This window comes from Methanocella conradii HZ254, from assembly GCF_000251105.1.
Lineage (GTDB): Archaea > Halobacteriota > Methanocellia > Methanocellales > Methanocellaceae > Methanocella > Methanocella conradii.
This window is the reverse complement of sequence record NC_017034.1, coordinates 1204432-1221563: the sequence shown is the minus strand read 5'-3', so window position 1 is coordinate 1221563 and position 17132 is coordinate 1204432. Positions and strand designations below refer to the sequence as shown.

General features: G+C 54.0%; 19 protein-coding genes. 7 read left to right on the top strand and 12 right to left on the bottom strand.

The window, feature by feature from the left end:
* Positions 1–165: 165 nt before the first annotated feature.
* Complete coding sequence (locus MTC_RS06240) at positions 166–774, bottom strand: hypothetical protein (protein WP_014405846.1); 609 nt, start codon at positions 772–774, stop codon at positions 166–168.
* A 199-nt stretch (positions 775–973) separates the two neighbouring features.
* Here MTC_RS06240 and MTC_RS06235 point away from each other — a divergent pair, with 199 nt between their 5' ends.
* Together MTC_RS06235 and eif1A are read left to right on the top strand one after the other, a co-directional pair.
* The gene (locus MTC_RS06235; protein ID WP_014405845.1) at positions 974–1924 is read left to right on the top strand and encodes a tyrosine--tRNA ligase; all 951 of its coding nucleotides are present in this window, start codon (positions 974–976) and stop codon (positions 1922–1924) included.
* Between the two features lie 46 nt (positions 1925–1970).
* The gene (gene eif1A, locus MTC_RS06230) at positions 1971–2264 is read left to right on the top strand and encodes a translation initiation factor eIF-1A (protein WP_272941623.1); all 294 of its coding nucleotides are present in this window, start codon (positions 1971–1973) and stop codon (positions 2262–2264) included.
* Positions 2265–2303: 39 nt separating this feature from the next.
* On the opposite strand, the gene glmM is transcribed toward eif1A, so the two are convergent.
* Both glmM and MTC_RS06220 read right to left on the bottom strand, forming a co-directional pair.
* Entirely contained in the window at positions 2304–3641 is a 1338-nt protein-coding gene (gene glmM / locus MTC_RS06225; RefSeq protein WP_014405843.1) for a phosphoglucosamine mutase, read from the bottom strand.
* Between the two features lie 9 nt (positions 3642–3650).
* Positions 3651–4460, bottom strand: a complete 810-nt coding sequence (locus MTC_RS06220) for a molybdopterin synthase (protein WP_014405842.1) — start codon at positions 4458–4460, stop codon at positions 3651–3653.
* 112 nt (positions 4461–4572) lie between these two features.
* Between MTC_RS06220 and MTC_RS06215 the strand changes: the two genes are divergently transcribed.
* On the top strand, positions 4573–5427 hold the full coding sequence (locus MTC_RS06215; protein WP_014405841.1) for a ribose-phosphate diphosphokinase: 855 nt from the start codon (positions 4573–4575) through the stop codon (positions 5425–5427).
* On the opposite strand, the gene MTC_RS06210 is transcribed toward MTC_RS06215, so the two are convergent.
* The 3 genes from MTC_RS06210 to MTC_RS06200 all read right to left on the bottom strand — a co-directional run bounded on the left by MTC_RS06210 (position 5422) and on the right by MTC_RS06200 (position 7802).
* Positions 5422–6021 (bottom strand): LysE family transporter, encoded by a 600-nt coding sequence (locus MTC_RS06210; protein ID WP_014405840.1) that lies wholly within the window; start codon positions 6019–6021, stop codon positions 5422–5424. The genes MTC_RS06215 and MTC_RS06210 overlap by 6 nt on opposite strands.
* Positions 6022–6083: 62 nt before the next feature.
* Positions 6084–7466: a cation:proton antiporter gene (locus tag MTC_RS06205; protein ID WP_014405839.1), complete on the bottom strand. Its 1383-nt coding sequence runs from the start codon at positions 7464–7466 to the stop codon at positions 6084–6086.
* 129 nt (positions 7467–7595) lie between these two features.
* Entirely contained in the window at positions 7596–7802 is a 207-nt protein-coding gene (locus MTC_RS06200; RefSeq protein WP_237705859.1) for a DUF1328 domain-containing protein, read from the bottom strand.
* A gap of 188 nt (positions 7803–7990) precedes the next feature.
* Between MTC_RS06200 and MTC_RS06195 the strand changes: the two genes are divergently transcribed.
* From MTC_RS06195 to MTC_RS06185, 3 genes are all read left to right on the top strand, one after another.
* Positions 7991–9211, top strand: a complete 1221-nt coding sequence (locus tag MTC_RS06195; RefSeq protein ID WP_143767090.1) for an MFS transporter — start codon at positions 7991–7993, stop codon at positions 9209–9211.
* A 61-nt stretch (positions 9212–9272) separates the two neighbouring features.
* The gene (locus MTC_RS06190; RefSeq protein WP_014405836.1) at positions 9273–10505 is read left to right on the top strand and encodes an MFS transporter; all 1233 of its coding nucleotides are present in this window, start codon (positions 9273–9275) and stop codon (positions 10503–10505) included.
* A 110-nt stretch (positions 10506–10615) separates the two neighbouring features.
* A complete protein-coding gene (locus MTC_RS06185; protein ID WP_014405835.1) occupies positions 10616–11809 on the top strand; it encodes an MFS transporter in 1194 nt (397 codons plus the stop codon).
* Here the strand turns inward: MTC_RS06185 and MTC_RS06180 are convergent.
* The 4 genes from MTC_RS06180 to MTC_RS06165 all read right to left on the bottom strand — a co-directional run bounded on the left by MTC_RS06180 (position 11804) and on the right by MTC_RS06165 (position 14083).
* The gene (locus tag MTC_RS06180; protein WP_014405834.1) at positions 11804–12646 is read right to left on the bottom strand and encodes a hypothetical protein; all 843 of its coding nucleotides are present in this window, start codon (positions 12644–12646) and stop codon (positions 11804–11806) included. The genes MTC_RS06185 and MTC_RS06180 overlap by 6 nt on opposite strands.
* A 79-nt stretch (positions 12647–12725) precedes the next feature.
* Positions 12726–13025, bottom strand: a complete 300-nt coding sequence (locus tag MTC_RS06175) for a hypothetical protein (RefSeq protein ID WP_014405833.1) — start codon at positions 13023–13025, stop codon at positions 12726–12728.
* Positions 13022–13306, bottom strand: a complete 285-nt coding sequence (locus tag MTC_RS06170) for a hypothetical protein (protein ID WP_014405832.1) — start codon at positions 13304–13306, stop codon at positions 13022–13024. The genes MTC_RS06175 and MTC_RS06170 overlap by 4 nt, the downstream gene beginning before the upstream one ends.
* A 9-nt stretch (positions 13307–13315) precedes the next feature.
* Complete coding sequence (locus MTC_RS06165) at positions 13316–14083, bottom strand: RAD55 family ATPase (RefSeq protein WP_014405831.1); 768 nt, start codon at positions 14081–14083, stop codon at positions 13316–13318.
* Between the two features lie 245 nt (positions 14084–14328).
* Between MTC_RS06165 and MTC_RS06160 the strand changes: the two genes are divergently transcribed.
* On the top strand, positions 14329–15528 hold the full coding sequence (locus tag MTC_RS06160; protein WP_338036531.1) for an acyltransferase family protein: 1200 nt from the start codon (positions 14329–14331) through the stop codon (positions 15526–15528).
* Positions 15529–15549: 21 nt separating this feature from the next.
* Here the strand turns inward: MTC_RS06160 and MTC_RS06155 are convergent, their stop codons facing one another.
* Together MTC_RS06155 and MTC_RS06150 are read right to left on the bottom strand one after the other, a co-directional pair.
* Positions 15550–16320 (bottom strand): ABC transporter ATP-binding protein, encoded by a 771-nt coding sequence (locus tag MTC_RS06155; RefSeq protein WP_014405829.1) that lies wholly within the window; start codon positions 16318–16320, stop codon positions 15550–15552.
* Positions 16321–17118 (bottom strand): ABC transporter permease, encoded by a 798-nt coding sequence (locus tag MTC_RS06150; RefSeq protein WP_237705858.1) that lies wholly within the window; start codon positions 17116–17118, stop codon positions 16321–16323. It lies immediately after the preceding gene.
* Positions 17119–17132: the final 14 nt, after the last annotated feature.

The window sequence follows — 17132 nt, the reverse complement described above, 5'->3', positions numbered from 1 at the left end:
CATCCCCTTTCTTTTATTCTTAATTGCTACATTATAATATAAAAGGCTAGTGCTTTCATTACAATAGCGTGATGGCCGTGCAGATGGTTAGCAATAAAAAGATGGCATCACTCGTAGAAAAAGAAGATTTAATGCCAACCATCCATATTTTTCCTCAATCAGGCTTTATGTCTCAAACCAAACCGACCCTAAGCGGGTACCCGTAGAGTACTCCCATTTAACGTGCCTCTTATCAAGAGGCCCAACGTCAAGGAACGTTTGCTCGCTTACGCTGGTCGAATTATTGGTAATGGTCTGACACTTGATGGTAACCCTATCCTCTCTCTCGTCTCCAACGTTATATACAGTAGCCTCCAGGTAATTCTTACGGTTATTCGATGGGCCGCCCTCGTAGAAATCATAATGAAGCGCCATCACGGCACCGCCAGTCTCCTGAAAACTCTCGATAGTCTCGTTAAGCGCATTATACGCAGATTTCAAATGCTGATTCTCTACCGACAGCTTATCATAACGGTCGCTAACATCCTTATACTTTTTAGTGAGGTCTTCGTTACTCGCCACGAGCACCGAGTGATCATACGATAGCTTGTTATACTTATCGTTCAAAGCGGTATAGTCAGACTCCTTCTGGCTCAACATCGACGCCAGCCGTTTAGACTCTAAAAAATAATAGGCGCTAGCCGTGATCGCCAGCACCAGCAATGCCACGAGTATTATGTAAAACTTTCCTCTCCACAAAACGCCCAGTATGCCATCGTCGCCATCCACGCCCATCAGCTCTCCTCAAATCGCTACTTATACACGTGTTTTATCGATAGCTTTAATATAGTTTATCTCACAATCGGTTAACCTTTAACATTCGGCCCACGCTGAAAAGCTCCATACTGCGATATGTTTTGTCGCGCCGTCCTGCGGGCCTAAAAACATAAATGATTTATATGTCAGGCATCTATAAGGACAGTGGTGTGAACAAATGGATAGGTTAGAGCTGGTCACGCGGAACGTCGAAGAGGTCGTGACCATGGACGAGCTGAAGAAGCTACTGGACGAGAAGCCGCACCCGACAGTCTACGTGGGCTACGAGCCCAGCGGCAACGTCCACCTGGGCCACATGATAACTGTCAACAAGCTCATCGATTGCCAGAAGGCGGGGCTCAACGTGACCGTTCTGCTGGCCGACCTTCACGCTTATCTCAACCGCAAGGGCACGATGGAGGAGATCGAGAAAATTGCTGAGTATAATAAGCGCTGCTTTATCGCCCTGGGGCTGAGCGAGGAGAGCACGCGTTTTGTGCTGGGGTCTTCGTACCAACTGTCGCCGGAGTACGAGATGAACGTGCTCCGCATGGCATGCGAGACTACTGTAAACAGGGCGAGACGAAGCATGGATGAGGTGTCCAGGGACGCGGAGGACCCCCACGTCTCCCAGATGATATATCCCCTCATGCAGGCCATAGACATAGCATTCTTAGGCGTGGACGTCGCCATGGGCGGCATCGACCAGCGCAAGATACACATGATAGCGCGCGAGGAGCTGCCGATGCTAGGCTTTAAGAGCCCCGTGTGCCTCCACACGCCCATCTTACTGGGGCTGGACGGCACCAAGATGTCCTCCAGCAAGGGAAACAATATTAGCGTTGACGAGCCGGCGGAAAGCGTGGCAAAAAAGATAGAGAAGGCCTTCTGCCCGATGGGCGTCGTGGAAAATAACCCGGTGCTAGACCTTTTCAGGTACCACATTTTTATAAGATACCCGGCAGTAACCATAGAAAGGCCCGAGAAGCATGGAGGTAGTATCGAATATCTGTCCTTCGAGGCGTTAAAGGGCGACTTCGCGGCGAAGAAGGTACACCCGCTAGACCTTAAAAAAGCGGCCGCTAAGTACATGAACATGATTTTAGAGCCTGTAAGGAAGAGAGTATGACGAAGGTGGTAAACTGAACAGGCAAGGAGAAAGAGATGAGGGGGAGATCGCCGGCGAAGAAGGCGAGATGGTCACGAGGGTGAGGGTCCCAAACAAGAAGGAGAGAGAGGTTCTGGGCACTGTTACGAGCATGCTGGGAGCGAACCGCGTGGTGGTGCGGTGCGTCGACGGCGTGACGAGGGTATGCCGTATCCCTGGCAAGCTCAAGAAGCGCATCTGGATACGCGAGGGCGACGTGGTCATCGTCGTCCCGTGGGAGTTTCAGAACGAGAAGGGCGACGTGGTCTGGAGATACACTGGCCCGCAGGTGAACTGGCTGGAGCGGAAGGGCTTTCTTTAAAAAATTTATTACCTAAAAACGATATGAGTTTGCCCCTTGCTATTTATTGTACTCGTTTACGAGGCCAACCCCATACTCGGCAAGCCTTTTAGCTCCCGATTCGGTCCTGGACTCGGCAAAAACCCTGATGATGGGCTCGGTACCCGACATCCTTATCAACACCCAGCCCTCCGGCCTGTATATCTTAAGGCCGTCCGTCGCGTCCACCTTCTCTCCCTTTACGTGCGCCGCCAATTTTTTCATGACGGCCTCCTTATCCTTACACCTTATCTTATCCTTGATGCTATGGTATGCGGGCATCTCGTCCACTATGGATGAGAGCTTCTTGCCGGTGTGCGCCAGCATCTCGAGCATGCAGGCGACGGACATGCCCCCGTCACGGCAATACTGGAACTCCGGGAAGATGAGGCCGCCGTTGCCCTCGCCCCCGAAGACGGCGCCTGTGGCCATCATGGTCCTCGCCACGTAAATGCTGCCCACCGGCGTCCAGACGACCCTTGCGCCATACCTATCCGCTATGTCCTGGATGAGGGAGGAGGAGCTTACGGGGGTTACGATCGTGCTGCCTGGCTTCTTTTTCAATATGTGCTCGGCCATTATGGCAAGCAGGACGTCCTCGTTTACGAACCTGCCCTTCTCGTCCACAAACACGGCCCTGTCGGCGTCGCCATCGTGGGCAACCCCCAGGTCCGCCCCGGCGGCCACGACCGCTGCCTTCAAGTCGTTTATCTCATTGCCGGTCGGCTCGGGATTCCTGCCCGGGAAAGTCCCGTCCACCTGGGCGTTAATCGTGACCACCTTACAGCCCAGCCTTCTTAACAGGAAGGGCGTGGTCAGGCTCGCCGCGCCGCAGCCCGTGTCCACGACGGCCTTAAACCTTTTAGCCTCTATGGCCTCAGCATCGACGCTGGAGATGATGCCATCGATGTACATGGGCTTGGGGTCTGCGGCGCTCAGGCCGCCCGTCTGGCTCCAATTCGCCCTCACGAACTCCTTTGAATAGTAGAGGCTCTCCACCACCGCCTCGTCCTCGTGGGAGTACTCGGTCCCATCGCTCGCTATGCCCTTAATGCCGTTATACTCAGGCGGGTTATGGGACGCCGTGATGACTATTCCGCCGTCCAGGCCGCACTCCCTGACGTAGTACTGTATGGCCGGGGTGGGCGCGATTCCGAGGTCTATGACCCTGCAGCCCGTCGAAAGCAGTCCGGCGATGACCGCCGCCTTGATCATCTCGCCCGACTCTCTCGTATCCCTCCCGACAGCTATCGTTCCCGGCTTAAATGTCCCGAACCCCTTCGCCAGGTCCATAGCCATGTCGGTCGTCAGCTCTACGTTGGCCACGCCTCTAACGCCATTAGTCCCGAATAATGCCATATCGCTTCCTCAGTGAATGTCATGTACCCAGAAGTCGCCCCCGGTCGTGAACTCTTTCTTCCAGATGGGGACCTCTGCCTTAACCCTTTCTATCGCGTCTTTCAGCGCCGGGAACAGCTCTTGCCTGTGCCCGGAGAGTATGACTATATAAACAATATCCTCGCCTGCCTTGATGCGGCCCGTCTTATGATAGATCAGGGCCTCAAGTATGCCCTCCCTCTTTTTCAGGTCGTCCTCTATGGCCTTTATGCGCTCTCTGGCAACCTCGTCGAAGCTTTCGAACTCCAGCGCCTCGGTCCTTTCATCGCCCGCGATCTCGCGCACTACCCCCGTGAACGTGCCTATTGCCCCGGCCTCTTTATAGCGTGGGCTTCTTTTTATTTTTGCGACTAGATGCTCCAGCGTGACCTGGTCTGGCTGAGCCATAGCTATCCTCGCCAGCTCTTCGCCGCTGGCATTGGCGTCCACGCGGGCCACTATGTTCGGCGCCTCCACGTCTCCTATGGCTATCTTGGGCAGGCCGCTCTCCTTGAAGCCCTCCACGACTGCGAAATCCATCCCGTCCCTGGAGAGCTGGGCGAGCGCGTCATTTAGGCCAGCATTTTTTACGATCTTTACGCTTCTGGTCGGAGTCACTGCTATAGTAACCCCTGCCCCGGCGTTGAGGTGGCGCTCGGTATCGCCCGCCTGCGGCACGATTTCCTCCCTGGTATGCTTAATGGTGCCTACCGAGCCATGTTTCAGCAATTCTTTTACCAGCCTCTCGACAAGCGTTGTCTTGCCAGCCTTATGGTAGCCTATGATTGAGATGACCTTCATACTCGCATACCCTATGACGTGGATAGGCATTAAATCTTATGCAGGCTATAGCTTTATATGGCATAAGCGCCGTGTAGGCGATTAGCGTGTAAAGCATGATTGAGGGCAAGATATGAGGATCGTGTCGGGGCCGGCATCACAGCTCCTCGCGACGAGGGTGGCATCGCTTTTGAGGTGTGGCGTGGACCTTACGGAGTATAAGGAGTTCCCGGATGGGGAGGTGTATTGCCGGGTGACGGGCGACATCAGGAATGAGGACGTCGTGATAATCCAGAGCACTTTCCGGGCTTCTGATTTCATCTATTTATTGGAGCTTATAGACGCTTGCGATGAGGCAAGGAGCATCACGGCGGTGGTGCCATACTTTGGCTATGCGAGACAGGATAAGCGCTTCAAGCCCGGTGAGCCCGTCACGGCGAGGGCGCTGGCCAGGTGCATAAAAGCGGACCGCGTTTTCACCATAAACGTACATGACCGCTCCATTTTGGAGCACTTCCCTTGCCCTGCCGTTGACCTGAACGCCGCCCCAGAGCTCGGGAATTATATTGACGGCATGGAGCTCAAGGACACGACCATCCTGGCCCCTGATGATGGCGCCCTTAGCCTTGCAAAATCCGCCGCCGAGCCCCGCGGCCTGCACTACGACTACCTCGAAAAGACCAGGATATCGGGCGAAGAGGTGAGGATAGCCCCAAAAAGTTTAGATATCAGGGGAAGGGACGTGGTGCTCATGGACGACATCATAAGCACCGGCGGCACTATCGCCGAGGCGATAAAGCTGCTAAAGGCGGAGGGAGTGCGTGACGTTTACGTGGCCTGCGTGCACCCGGTCTTCGCCCACAACGCTTACCTTAAGTTGTATGATGCCGGCGTTAAGGAGGTCATAGCCACCGACACGCTGGAAAGGCCCATGAGCAAGGTCACGGTTGCCCCTGTCATTGCCGAGGCTGTAAAAAGGCTTTCATAGGGCCATCATGATGGCGTTATACAGGAGCATCACGCTGAAAAACAAGAGCACCAGGCCGCTGGCCAGCATTATGACTGGGTAGAGCCATTCCACCTTTTTTTGGGCGAAATGTAGGGTTATCGAGAAAGATGAGACCCATATGAAGATGCCGATGAAAAACCCGGCTATTCCCGGGGCATTGAAGTTGGCGATAAGCGCTGCGCCTGCCGTCACCCACCACAGGATGGACGCAGGGTTGGTAATGCCGACGATGACGCCAGTCATGTAATGGTTCTTTATATCCTCTTTTCCGCTCTCTTTTAGCGGCTTTTTGTGCCCTTTTAGTATTTTTACGGCCATGTACGCGAGTATGAGGCTTCCGGCGACGGACGCCATCATTTTAACGGTTTCGCCCGTGAACAGCACGGCAATGCCTATGAGCGTTATAAACAGGAAAGTGGCGTCCGCCGTCATCGCCCCGAGCCCAACCTTTATCCCTGCGAGGTACGACCTCTTGACCGATTCCGCGGCTATTATGGCGTTGACGGGGCCGGGCGGCACAGCCAGGGAAAGCCCTATGAAGATGCCCGCCAGCAGGCTGTACAGGTCGAACATGTTGTCTCAAATACGGCTTTAAAGCTAAAAATGTTATGCTTTTCGAAAGCCTCCAGTAAGGCTCACAGGCTCCTATACCTGCCCTTAGATTTACCGTTAAGGCCGGTCCTGGTATGGGACGCCACGGGCGGCGTATAATCCTTTTCCTCATAAGACCGCTTCATGAAAATGGGGGCCAACAACGAGGACACGATGACGATAAGGCCCACTATGGATAGAAGCTCGTTACTGATGATATGCTGGCCTCCTGGAGATGCGGAGATGCTCGCACCGATGCCCACGATAACCAGGGCATCCTCGCCCGCGCACATCAAAGAGACTCCAATACGATGGGCCTCATACCCCTTATAGCCGCCTGAGAGGGCACACCCAGCCCTCGTGCCGATATACTTACCCGCCATAACGATGACCAGAAGGCCCAGGAACAGGAGCAGGTAGCAAGGCAATGCCAGGTTACCGGCCAGGCGGATGGACGGCGCCTTGAAAAGGGCGCTAAAGTCCATAGAGATGCCCGTGTAGGCGAAAAATATGGGGATGAAAAGGCCGTAGCCAATCGCCCTGATCCTCGGCTCGATAACCGTACTGCTGTAAGGCGAGCCCGCCAGTATTGCCCCTGCCAGGAACGCCCCGATTACGTACGTCAGCTCGAGCCAATCGCTCAGGGTGGCAACGGCGAATAATACGATCAAGGAGAGCGTGATGATCGACTGCTCATCCCTGCTCTTCCGGGAGACGCCAAGCAGCCAATCAGTGACCACGCCGCCGAACTTGATGACGAAGATCATGAAGCCTAGCATCAAAAGGAATAGCTTAAAGGTGGACCATCCAACCTCGGACATGAAGCCGTTTGTGTCTATTGCTGCCCCGGTGGACCCCTTCGCTAGCAGGCCTACGATGGAGAGCAGCACCGCGAGGGCCATGATGGAGAAGATCCCGTCGGTGACCTCCACGGCAACGAGCGTCTTAAATACGTTCGAGAAGCGGTCGCCTATCTCGCTCAGGTAGCGGAAGCCGATGACGGTCGAGGTCGACGTCAGGCCCACGCCTATGAGGCAGCCCTGGATGACCGAGGTGTACAGGTCTTGCCCCAGCGCCATTCCGATGACGGCCATCAGGGCCGTGGAGAGCGCCAGGACTATCGCGGCGCCTATAATGGTGATGGAGGCGGCGCTCCGGGAGTTCGTCTTCATCACGCTTTCTATGTCAATGGAAAGGCCCATCAGGAACATCATGAAAAGGATGCCCAGGTCCGATAAAAACTTGAGGGGGTCCTCGGACCCTGCGGCGGCAGGGTGGATTATGCCGAGCATCATGGGTCCCAGGATGATGCCCGTGAGTAGCTCGCCCACGAGCGAGGGCATGCCCATCCGCTCGGCAGCTATGCCCAGTATCTTCCCTAAAACCAGTATGAGTAGTATCGAGAGTAGCAGGCTGGTCGATAACACTGTTAATGCTCCATAGAGGGCAGCGCTATATTATGCCGCTTTTTTTCTTAATCCATCCCTAATTCTTTTTGTACTATCTCTTATAATGTCTGAATATTTGAAGTTGTCTGTGCTGCCCTATGGCGAGCATTATGCCAGCAGCAATGGCGTCGGCAAGAACACCCTGCCACCGAACAGGAACACGATGATGGCGAGGATGACGAAGATTATCACGAGCCATTTTGCTATCTCAATGCTTAGGCCGGCAATGCCCCTCGCGCCGAGGATGTAGGCCACCAGCGCTAATATCAGGAACAATACCGCCAGCCAGATGAGGCCGTCCATTTGATCACTCACCCCTGATAGGCAAAACCACGTTTATAGATATAAAAATTGGTTGATTTTTAAGCTGGTTTTTGGCGTTTTAAGACACATAAAAGCCTAAAAATGCTTGTCACAGTATTTTAATGGCTTTTTAGGCAAGCAGAAGCATATAAAGGTTTATTGCCTTTTCATTTATCACCCGCCAGGAGGGTGCTATGCCTATGATCGATGACGCGTTTAAAAAGAACGTCAGGCTCTTCATCATGCGCTCATTTATCCTTAGCGTATACCAGGGCATATACGACGTGATATTCAACCTTTACATACTCGACCTGGGCTTCCGCGAGGATTTTCTCGGGCTGGTGATATCTGTTAACATGCTCGCCTCATCGGCGGCAGCGGTGCCGGCCGGGGTGCTCTGCGACCGCTTCGACAAGCGAAAGTTGATGGCCATCTCTGGCTTGCTCTCGCTCATATCCACGGCGCCCATATTCCTGGTAGGCTCGCCGTGGGTCCTGCTATTTTTCAGCGCCATAGGAGGGGCGTGCAGCTCGGTGAGCGCGGTTTGCGCGACGCCTCTCCTCACCGAGAACTGCGAGAAGGATACAGTGAGGATATTCAGCCTCAACTCTGCGCTGAGCTGGACGGCATCAATCATCGGCTGCATTGCCGGTGGCATCATTCCCGGCATAATGCTCCGGCTACGGCCCGGATGCCGCCCATATCGGCTCACGCTAGTGCTATCGCTCCTACTGCTCCTAGCAGGGTGGTCCACGCTTCTTATGATGAAAAGCGGCAAGCCTCGCCGTACATCTAGGAGGGCAAGCATAAGGTTTTCCCCGAACCTATTGAAGTTCACGACTATAAGCGCCCTCACGGGCGTCGGCACGGGCGCCGTAGTGCCCTACTTTAACGTCTATTTCACGAAAGTGCTCGGCGCAGGCCCCTCTGAGATAGGCGCTGTCTTCGCCATCACCAACGCCATCATGGTCGTGGGCTTCACCGTCACGCCACACGTTTCCTCGTGGCTGGGAAAGGCCAGGGCTGCGGCGCTCACCCAGATGGCCTCCATACCTTTCTTAATTATCATGATGGCGACGGCAAGCTTCACGATGGGATCGTTCGCCTATGCCGCCAGGATGCTCCTGATGAACCTGGCCGGCCCCGCGATAACAAGCCTGCAGATGGAGAAGATCGAGCCGGAAGAGAGAGGGTTCGCGATAGGGTTCATGTCCACCGTGAGCGGCGTCATCGTCTCGGCCAGCACGTACCTCAGCGGCTTACTCATGGCTCAGGGGAACTACGTCTTGCCGTATGCGGCGACGTGTTGCGCATACTTCATGGCCGCCGGCCTCATGTACCACTTCTTCAGGGAGGATGAGGATGGCATAGCCAGGCTAAAATCGCCTGACAGGGCTTCGAGGGCAGGCATAAAGATTTAAACTTCCGGCGCGAAATTTCGATACTTATAGGCCAGGGGGTATAGAGATAATAAAAGAGTACGTGCGCACCATAGCCAGCTTCAACACGAACGTGAAGCTGCTATTGCTGCGAAGCTTCATAGTTTGCCTGTACACGGGCATATACGGCATTCTCTTCAACCTCTACATATTAAGCCTCGGCTATGGGGCCGATTTCCTCGGGCTTGTGCTTGCCTCAAACGTACTGGCCTCATCCGTCATGTCCATACCTGCAGGTATCCTCTGCGATCGGTACGATAAAAGGGCACTCATGATAATATCGGGGGCGCTTTCAACGCTATCAGCCATACCCCTATACCTGTTATCGTCCCAGTATGCCCTTCTACTGTTCAGCGTTGCCGGCGGGGCCTTCGTATCGATAAGCTCGGTGGCGCTCACCCCGATGCTGGCGGAAAACGCCAGGAAAGAGGAGTCCGTACACGTTTTCAGCGCTAACGCCTCCATAAGCTGGATATCCTCAGTTATAGGCAGCGCGCTGGGCGGCATCCTCCCCGGCATGTGGGGGCCGTTTACAGGGCTCAACGCGGGCGGCCTGAGGCTAACGCTTCTATCATCGGCCCTGCTGCTCGCCATAGGCTCCATCCTCATGCTTCTAGTCAAGGAGAGCGGGTATGCCACCAGGATTAGATGTGGCTCGTTTTCGCTGAAGTCCTTAAGGCCTTCAGCCGACGTGGTGAGGTTCACGGTTACCAGCCTGACGTTTGGCGCCGCTTCTGGCATGATAGTGCCCTACTTTAACGTGTATTTCGTAAAAGCCCTCCAGGCTGGCGTGCTTGAGGTCGGCCTTGTCTCCGCCGCGGCCGGCGCCGTCATGCTGGCGGGGTTCATCATCACGCCATACCTCACCTCAAAGATAGGGAAGGTCCGCTCGGCGGCGCTGTCGAAGGTGTTCGCAGCCCCATTCGTGATGCTCATAGCCCTGTCACAGAGCTTTCTTCTGGCGGCGGCCGCATATGTGGCTTACGTATTCTTCATCAACATGGCCGGCCCGGCCACCACCAGCTTCCAGATGGAGCAGATTAAGCCGGGCGAGCAGGGCCTGGCCCTGGGCATGATGATGACGGGGAACTACATCGCCGTATCGGTGAGCACCTACCTGAGCGGCCTTCTAATAGCCAGTGAAAACTACCTTATACCTTTCGTAGGGACCTGTATCTTCTACGTCCTAACCGCCTTCCTGCTTTACCACTACTTCAAGGACGCCGAGAAGCCGCAGCTCGCTAAAAGCATCATGCAAAGGATTATCACGCCATAAAAACCACAAAGTATCTTTATTTTGATTATTTTTAACATTTAGAAAGGAGGGGATGCCCTGTTATCAACGACTACACCCAGGCACTGAAAAACTTCTCGACTAACGCGAAGATGTACCTCGCCTATAACTTTTTGACATCCCTTTACGTGGGCATAGCCAGCGTCATCTTTAATCTTTATATTATCAGGCTTGGCTATAACGAGCAGTTTTTAGGCCTCATCATTTCGGTGACGATGATAGCCACGGGCCTGTTCGCCTTCCCCGCAGCCCAGGTATGCGGCTGGATCGGGAGCAAGAAAAGCCTGCTCGCGTCTTGTATAGTATCGACGGTTGTGTCATTTCTGCTTTACGTGATGACCTCCCAGGAGTGGCTGCTCATGCTAAGCCTCTTGAGCGGCATCTTTTCCACGGTCCCCGTCATAATAGCCGCCCCCTTCATGGTCGAGAACAGCACGGCGGAGGATAGGATCTACCTGTTCAGCTTCAACTTCGCCCTGTTCGTGGTGGCCACCGTCCTGGGCATGGCCATAGGCGGCTACCTGCCTCAGGTGTGGTCGTCCGCCTTCGGGGTCGACGGGGGGAGCGCCCTGTCCTATCGCTACACGCTATACGCTTCGGTCGCGGTCGCCATAGCATCCATCATCCCTTTGATATTCCTGAAAGAGAAAAAGAAGGTTTGCGTAGGCTCTCCAGCGGTCGGGCCGATGCTGGCCGAGCTGGCCCGGTCCAGGGTGGTCAAGCGCCTGGTCGCCATAAGCTGCCTGATAGGGCTGGGCGCGGGCCTCATCGTGCCGTTCTTTAACGTTTACTTTAGCAAGATGCTCTCCGCCACGCCGGGCCAGATAGGCCTGATCTTCGCCATGGCCCAGGCCTCCATGGCGGTGGGGGCGATGGCGGTGCCCTGCATGGTCTCACGGATAGGAAAGGTCAAGACCGTATCGCTGACCTACCTCCTATCAATACCTTTCCTCGTAATCCTGGCAATTACCACCAACCTGTATATCGCCGGCGCCGCCTACATACTAAGGATGCTGTTCATGAACATGTCCGTGCCCATAAGCAACAGCTTTTCCATGGAGATAGTGCATAGCGAGGAGATGGCGTCCGTGTCGAGCCTGACGTCGATGGGCAGCTATATCTCGATAGCGGTAAGCTCCTATGTCGCCGGCGTGCTCATGTCGTATGGCTTTTACATTTTGCCCTACGTTGCGACCTGCCTGTTTTACCTGGCCGCCGCAGTGCTCTACTCCAGGTTCTTCAGCAGGTATGAGGCACGACATGGCTCTGGCACCGATGGCTCATAGCTGCCTGCGACCAGGCTTTGAAGGCACCCTTCCAGGCGATGTACCGCGAGCCCTGGCCGCCTCCTTCATCCTGGAGATGAACTTCGGGTATCCCGTGGCACCAGGCTCCTCCTCGCCAGTATCCATGTGGAGCAGAAATCCAGCCCCATAAAGCAGGGCGCCGAAGAGGATGACGATGAGCGTATTGACGAGAAGGGCGCCGGTTATCCTGGGCTCGATGACACGGACCACATCCCTCCCAAGCTCCGTATTAATGGAGGCCCACATCACCGACTTGACTACGGCTGGCATTATCAAAAAGGAGATGAACGCGATGGCACCCATCACAAGGATGACCTTGCCAGCGCCCTTAAGCATGTCCATCGTTGTCTCATACCACCGCTGTATGTACGAGAGGGCGAGTATTATGAAGAATGCGGCGAACAGCAGCGCTGAGACGAGGAAATAGAAGGCGTTCGCGCTGGCGCCCGCGATGCCCGCGGCCATGGAGAGCGAGCCCTGCACGTTCCCGTTATAGAGGTTTTCCGCATACTTATCCAGCACGATGCCTATCACCTGGCTCTCGCCTTTTCCATTCGCCTGATACGCGGTGACGTCGATGGACTGCCCGCCAAAGCGGAAGGTGAACGTGTCACCGCCTCCGCTTGCGAACTGCTCGACCATGCTGTCGTATTGCTCGTGCAGGCCCACCACCTGCGACGGCTGCATGGCGATGCCCTCGAGCGCGTCGCGCACCGACCCATACGTCGTAAGCTGGTAAGCGCTAAAAGATACCACCAGGCAGATGGCGATGAGCCCCATTAAGAAATATAAGATGTCTCTCCATCCAAGCGCCATTTTATCCCCTGACCATTTTACCCTTACCTTTTCCTTTTTGAGCCAATGATATTAATGCTTTACTCTCCAGGCTAAATAATTATTGGCCAGGCTTAAATATTTCCGGCACTATCCACCACCAGTATCGCATGGTTGTGCCCACCATGAGCACAGCGCCCGATAAGAACAATAGCCTGGATAGCAAGCCGCTAAAAAGCCCGGAGATGATTAGAATCAGGGATAGGGCCATGAGGGCGATGCTGGCGTCGTAGAGCAGGTAGTACTTTTTCATGCGTAGCGCCTCCCCGAGCCTGCGGCTCAGGGCACGGAGCAGTAGCGCCATCCCGGACAGCGCCACGAAAAGGGATGCCCAGTTGAGGAACTCTAGAACTCCGCTCAATGAGACACCCCCATCATTTTTCTGTAGAGGAGAAGCCCCGATGTCGCCAACGCTAAAAGCGTACATGCATTAGTTATCAGCAGCTCCCATCCCAGCCCTGAGCCGGCGTACAATGCGAATGCCATCGCACCCAGGAAAACGAGGGCGGGAGCGAGAAAAGAGAGGGGGAAAGTCTTCTCCCTGAACTTCAGCTCATAAAACCTTGCAATGCAAAAGATGAAGGCCAGCAATATGAGCTCGCATACGACGGCTGCCAAAAGGGCCAGTTGAGAGCCTTCCATGCCATCGCCTTACCGCTTGAACGCCTCGATGAACGCCTGCGCCCCTGTCTTGCGGGCCGTGCCGCTCATGATGCCCTCGTAGCCCTCGAACCGCGCCTCGATCTCGACGCCCCTGTCCGTTATCTTATACCTCCTTATGGCCTTATCATGGTCCGACCCCCTCATCTTCAGCACGCTTATTGACCTCCTTATCTCCGACTCTATCTCTACGTACTGGAGCATGATTATACAGTCTACGATGAACTCGAGGCCGTAGTCGGATATGCGGGATACCCTTGTGATTATGTCGGGCACCTCGTGGGTAAGGACGAGCGTCAGCCCGCTCTCCTTCATGTAGTTCACGAATGCGTACAGCTCCCTCCGAAGGTCTGTTGGGTTGCCCACGTTTAATGAGTATAATGAGATTGGGTCCACGACTACGCGCTTTGCCCCAATGGCGTTGACGATGTCGAGGCATTGCATGATGGGCGCCCCGCCCGCCTGGAGCATCTCCGAGCGCAGGTGGAAAAGCCTCATCTTTTTCTCGGCCTCCAGCCTTTTCAGGTCCCATCCGAAGTTCATTGCGTCGCTCGCTATCTTCTGGGGCATCTCCTCGACTGTCACAAACACCCCGCTTTCGCCTTCCGAGATGCCCTGCATTAGAAACTGAAGACCGAAAGTCGTCTTGCCCGTGCCTGGAGGCCCTGTTATCAGGGTGGTATCGCCTCGTATGAAGCCGCCGCCGGTCATCTCGTCCAGGCCGGCGATGCCCGTCCTAAGCCTGCTCGTGGTCATCATCTCACTATAAATACAAATTATATAATAAAGAGATATAAACGTTCGGTTTGACGTAAAATAAAGACTAAAGCGGAGCTCTAGTTGATAATGGATGGCTAAACACCACGTCTTCTTTTTCTAGCAAAAGAAAAACCTTCTGCCCGACAATAGCTTAGCTTATAATCCATAACTTTTATATAATCAAGTATTCTATAATCTATAAGTACCAAATGATAATTCAAGAATATAGGTAGGCTCGTGGTAGAATTAACCCGGTTAGCGCTCAAGGCCCAATAAGAAATAATTATTTATCCGGAGACGCTTCTGTCTTATTAGACCTTCTCCGCGTACTGGCATGCGAGATGGTGGTAGTAAGCCACATTATCCCCCTATACCTTCTATATAAAAATGTCAAATACGATAATAGCCTAATCTGGATGGGACCCGGTAATCTAGGGATTATGGGCGTGATGCTATTTTTCTTCATATCTGGCATCGTCATCTCAAACTCGCTATTCAAAAAGCTCCAGGCGGGCAATTATGGATTTGGCAGCTATTTCATCGACCGCTTTTCAAGGATATATTCAGGCCTGGTCCCATGCCTCATCATCATATTAGCCCTGGACATATTAATAAGGGCCATTAATGCCCCCCTTTTTTATCTACTAAGTCCCAGGTTCGGCACCTCAAGCATATCAATCGACATATTTCTGGCAAACCTGCTGATGCTCCAGATGATGCCTCCATTTCATATTCCAAGGCCTCCATTTGCCGAGCTTCTCTGGACATTGAACATCGAATGGTGGCTATACATGGCGTTCGGCTGGCTGATAGTATTCTATAAGCCAAAAAATATGCTCAAAGTTAAAGCCATGCTGGGATTTTTGCTCTTCTCGCTCTATCCGATATATCTGGCCGCTACAAACTATAGGGGGACTCTCGTCCCTGTATGGTTCTTCGGAGTCCTTATCACGGCTATGATGACCAGAGGGATATATGCCGAACAGATACGTAAATACTTCAAATACCTCTTCCCCATAGCTATCATCCTAATAGCCATAAGGATGTCTATCGACTTGCATATCGGTATAATATACTATGAATACGTCCTCGAACTTCTGGCAGGGTGTGCAATATTGCTAGCCGTCATTAACTTTAACGGCAAGGAGGAGATATTTAGAGGAGCCCGGCTAAAGGGCTTCATCAAAACCATGGCCAGCTATTCATACACACTCTACCTGCTACATGTGGCCATGATAGCTGCTCTCCTGGCGCTCGACGACATATACGGCCTCAGCTGCCCGTTACCGGCGTTCATCGCCATATCTCTAGTATTGACAAACGTGGTCGCATACATTGTGGCGTATTTCACTGAGATGAGGTATCGGCGCCTGGCTAAATGGATTAAAGACAAGGCTGAAAAGGCCCGCTTACGACTTTTAGCGCCAGCGAGGCCATCCGTATAATTAATGCCCGCTCTTGCGGCTTTAATGGTCCGAAAGCTTCTGGACCTCCTCGAAAAGGGACTTCAAGATCACGTTGCGGACCTTGTTGACCTCGGTCTCAGTTCGCTCCCGTGGGCGAGGGATTTCTATGTCTATTATCTCCTTAATACGGCCCGGCCTGGCGGTCATGACCACTACTTTATCTGCCAAAAAGACGGCCTCGTCCACGTTATGGGTGACAAAGAGCACCTTCTTCTTCTCCTTATGCCAGATGTCCAGAAGCTGCTCCTGCAGGATGTTACGGGTCTGGGCGTCAAGCGCCCCGAAGGGCTCGTCCATGAGCAAAATTTTAGGATTAACGGCGAGCGTCCTGGCGATGGCCGTCCTCTGGCGCATCCCGCCAGAAAGCTGGTGGGGGTACGAGTCCTTAAACCTGGACAGGCCGACCATATCGAGGTACTTTGCCACCACCCTCTCCCTCTCCTGAGGCGGCACCCTTTTTAGCTCCAGCCCGAACTCGACGTTCTTGCCCACCGTCCGCCATGGGAAAAGGGTGTACTCCTGGAACACGAACCCTATTTCAGGAGATGGCGAGGTTATCTTCTTTCCGCCCATCAGTATCTCGCCGCTCGACACGGGCTCCAGGCCAGCTATCATTCTTAGAAGAGTAGACTTGCCACAGCCCGATGGGCCGACGATGCATATGAATTCAGAGTCGTTTATTTCCATGGAGATGTCGTCCACGGCCTTGAGGGAGCGCCCGTTCGATGAGTACACCTTTGTGACGTGCTCAATCCTTATGTCGCTAGACATTCAGGCCACCTCCCTGCCGATGCCCTGCTGCCACCTGAACAGGCGGCTGCCCACTGCCTGGAAAACGACGTTTATGGCCAGCCCCATAAAGCCTATGGTTATCATGCCCACCATCACGACATCGGTCTGAAGAAGGTTCGACCCCTCCAGGATCATGTTGCCCAGGCCGAACTTGACCGCTATCATCTCGGCGGCCACCACGCACATCCAGCCGATGCCCATGCCGACCCTCATGCCGGTGAATATCGTGGGGGACGCCGCGGGAATGACGACCTTTCTCAACACTTCCCAGTCGCTGGCCCCGAAAGTGTAGGCGACCTCTATGAGCCGCTTTTCAACGTTACGCACCCCTGCTATCGTATTCAAGAGTATGGGGAAGAAGGCCCCTATGAAGACCAAAAATATCGCTGAGTTGATTCCAATCCCAAACCATAGGAGCGCCAGCCCTATCCAGGCGATTGGCGGTATGGGGCGGATGACCTCAACTATGGGGTCTACTATGTAAGAGAGCTCGGGCAGCCAGCCCATCGCCACGCCCAGGGGTACCGCGACGGCCGAGGCGACGAGGAAGCCTAAGAGAACCCTAAGCAGGCTCCAGCCCGCATTGATGAAAAGGCTACCATCCAGGGCCATAGAGAACATGGTCAGGAACACGTCGGTAGGCGGAGGGAGGACTATCCACTTGAAAACGTGAAACACTCCTGTTACAAGCTCCCATAGCAGGATTATAAACAGGAGGCCTGATATCTGCAATAAAACTTTACTCCACCTGGGCACGGAGATATACTCCATCATCATCCAAAATAAATTTG

Excerpts from the sequence above, each read along its gene's own strand:
- MTC_RS06240 (WP_014405846.1), bottom strand. The coding sequence starts at position 774 with ATGGGCGTGGATGGCGACGATGGCATACTGGGCGTTTTGTGGAGAGGA.
- MTC_RS06235 (WP_014405845.1), top strand. The coding sequence starts at position 974 with ATGGATAGGTTAGAGCTGGTCACGCGGAACGTCGAAGAGGTCGTGACC.
- glmM (WP_014405843.1), bottom strand. The coding sequence starts at position 3,641 with ATGGCATTATTCGGGACTAATGGCGTTAGAGGCGTGGCCAACGTAGAG.
- MTC_RS06220 (WP_014405842.1), bottom strand. The coding sequence starts at position 4,460 with ATGAAGGTCATCTCAATCATAGGCTACCATAAGGCTGGCAAGACAACG.
- MTC_RS06215 (WP_014405841.1), top strand. The coding sequence starts at position 4,573 with ATGAGGATCGTGTCGGGGCCGGCATCACAGCTCCTCGCGACGAGGGTG.
- MTC_RS06210 (WP_014405840.1), bottom strand. The coding sequence starts at position 6,021 with ATGTTCGACCTGTACAGCCTGCTGGCGGGCATCTTCATAGGGCTTTCC.
- MTC_RS06195 (WP_143767090.1), top strand. The coding sequence starts at position 7,991 with ATGATCGATGACGCGTTTAAAAAGAACGTCAGGCTCTTCATCATGCGC.
- MTC_RS06185 (WP_014405835.1), top strand. The coding sequence starts at position 10,616 with ATGTACCTCGCCTATAACTTTTTGACATCCCTTTACGTGGGCATAGCC.
- MTC_RS06180 (WP_014405834.1), bottom strand. The coding sequence starts at position 12,646 with ATGGCGCTTGGATGGAGAGACATCTTATATTTCTTAATGGGGCTCATC.
- MTC_RS06170 (WP_014405832.1), bottom strand. The coding sequence starts at position 13,306 with ATGGAAGGCTCTCAACTGGCCCTTTTGGCAGCCGTCGTATGCGAGCTC.
- MTC_RS06165 (WP_014405831.1), bottom strand. The coding sequence starts at position 14,083 with ATGATGACCACGAGCAGGCTTAGGACGGGCATCGCCGGCCTGGACGAG.
- MTC_RS06155 (WP_014405829.1), bottom strand. The coding sequence starts at position 16,320 with ATGTCTAGCGACATAAGGATTGAGCACGTCACAAAGGTGTACTCATCG.
- MTC_RS06150 (WP_237705858.1), bottom strand. The coding sequence starts at position 17,118 with ATGATGATGGAGTATATCTCCGTGCCCAGGTGGAGTAAAGTTTTATTG.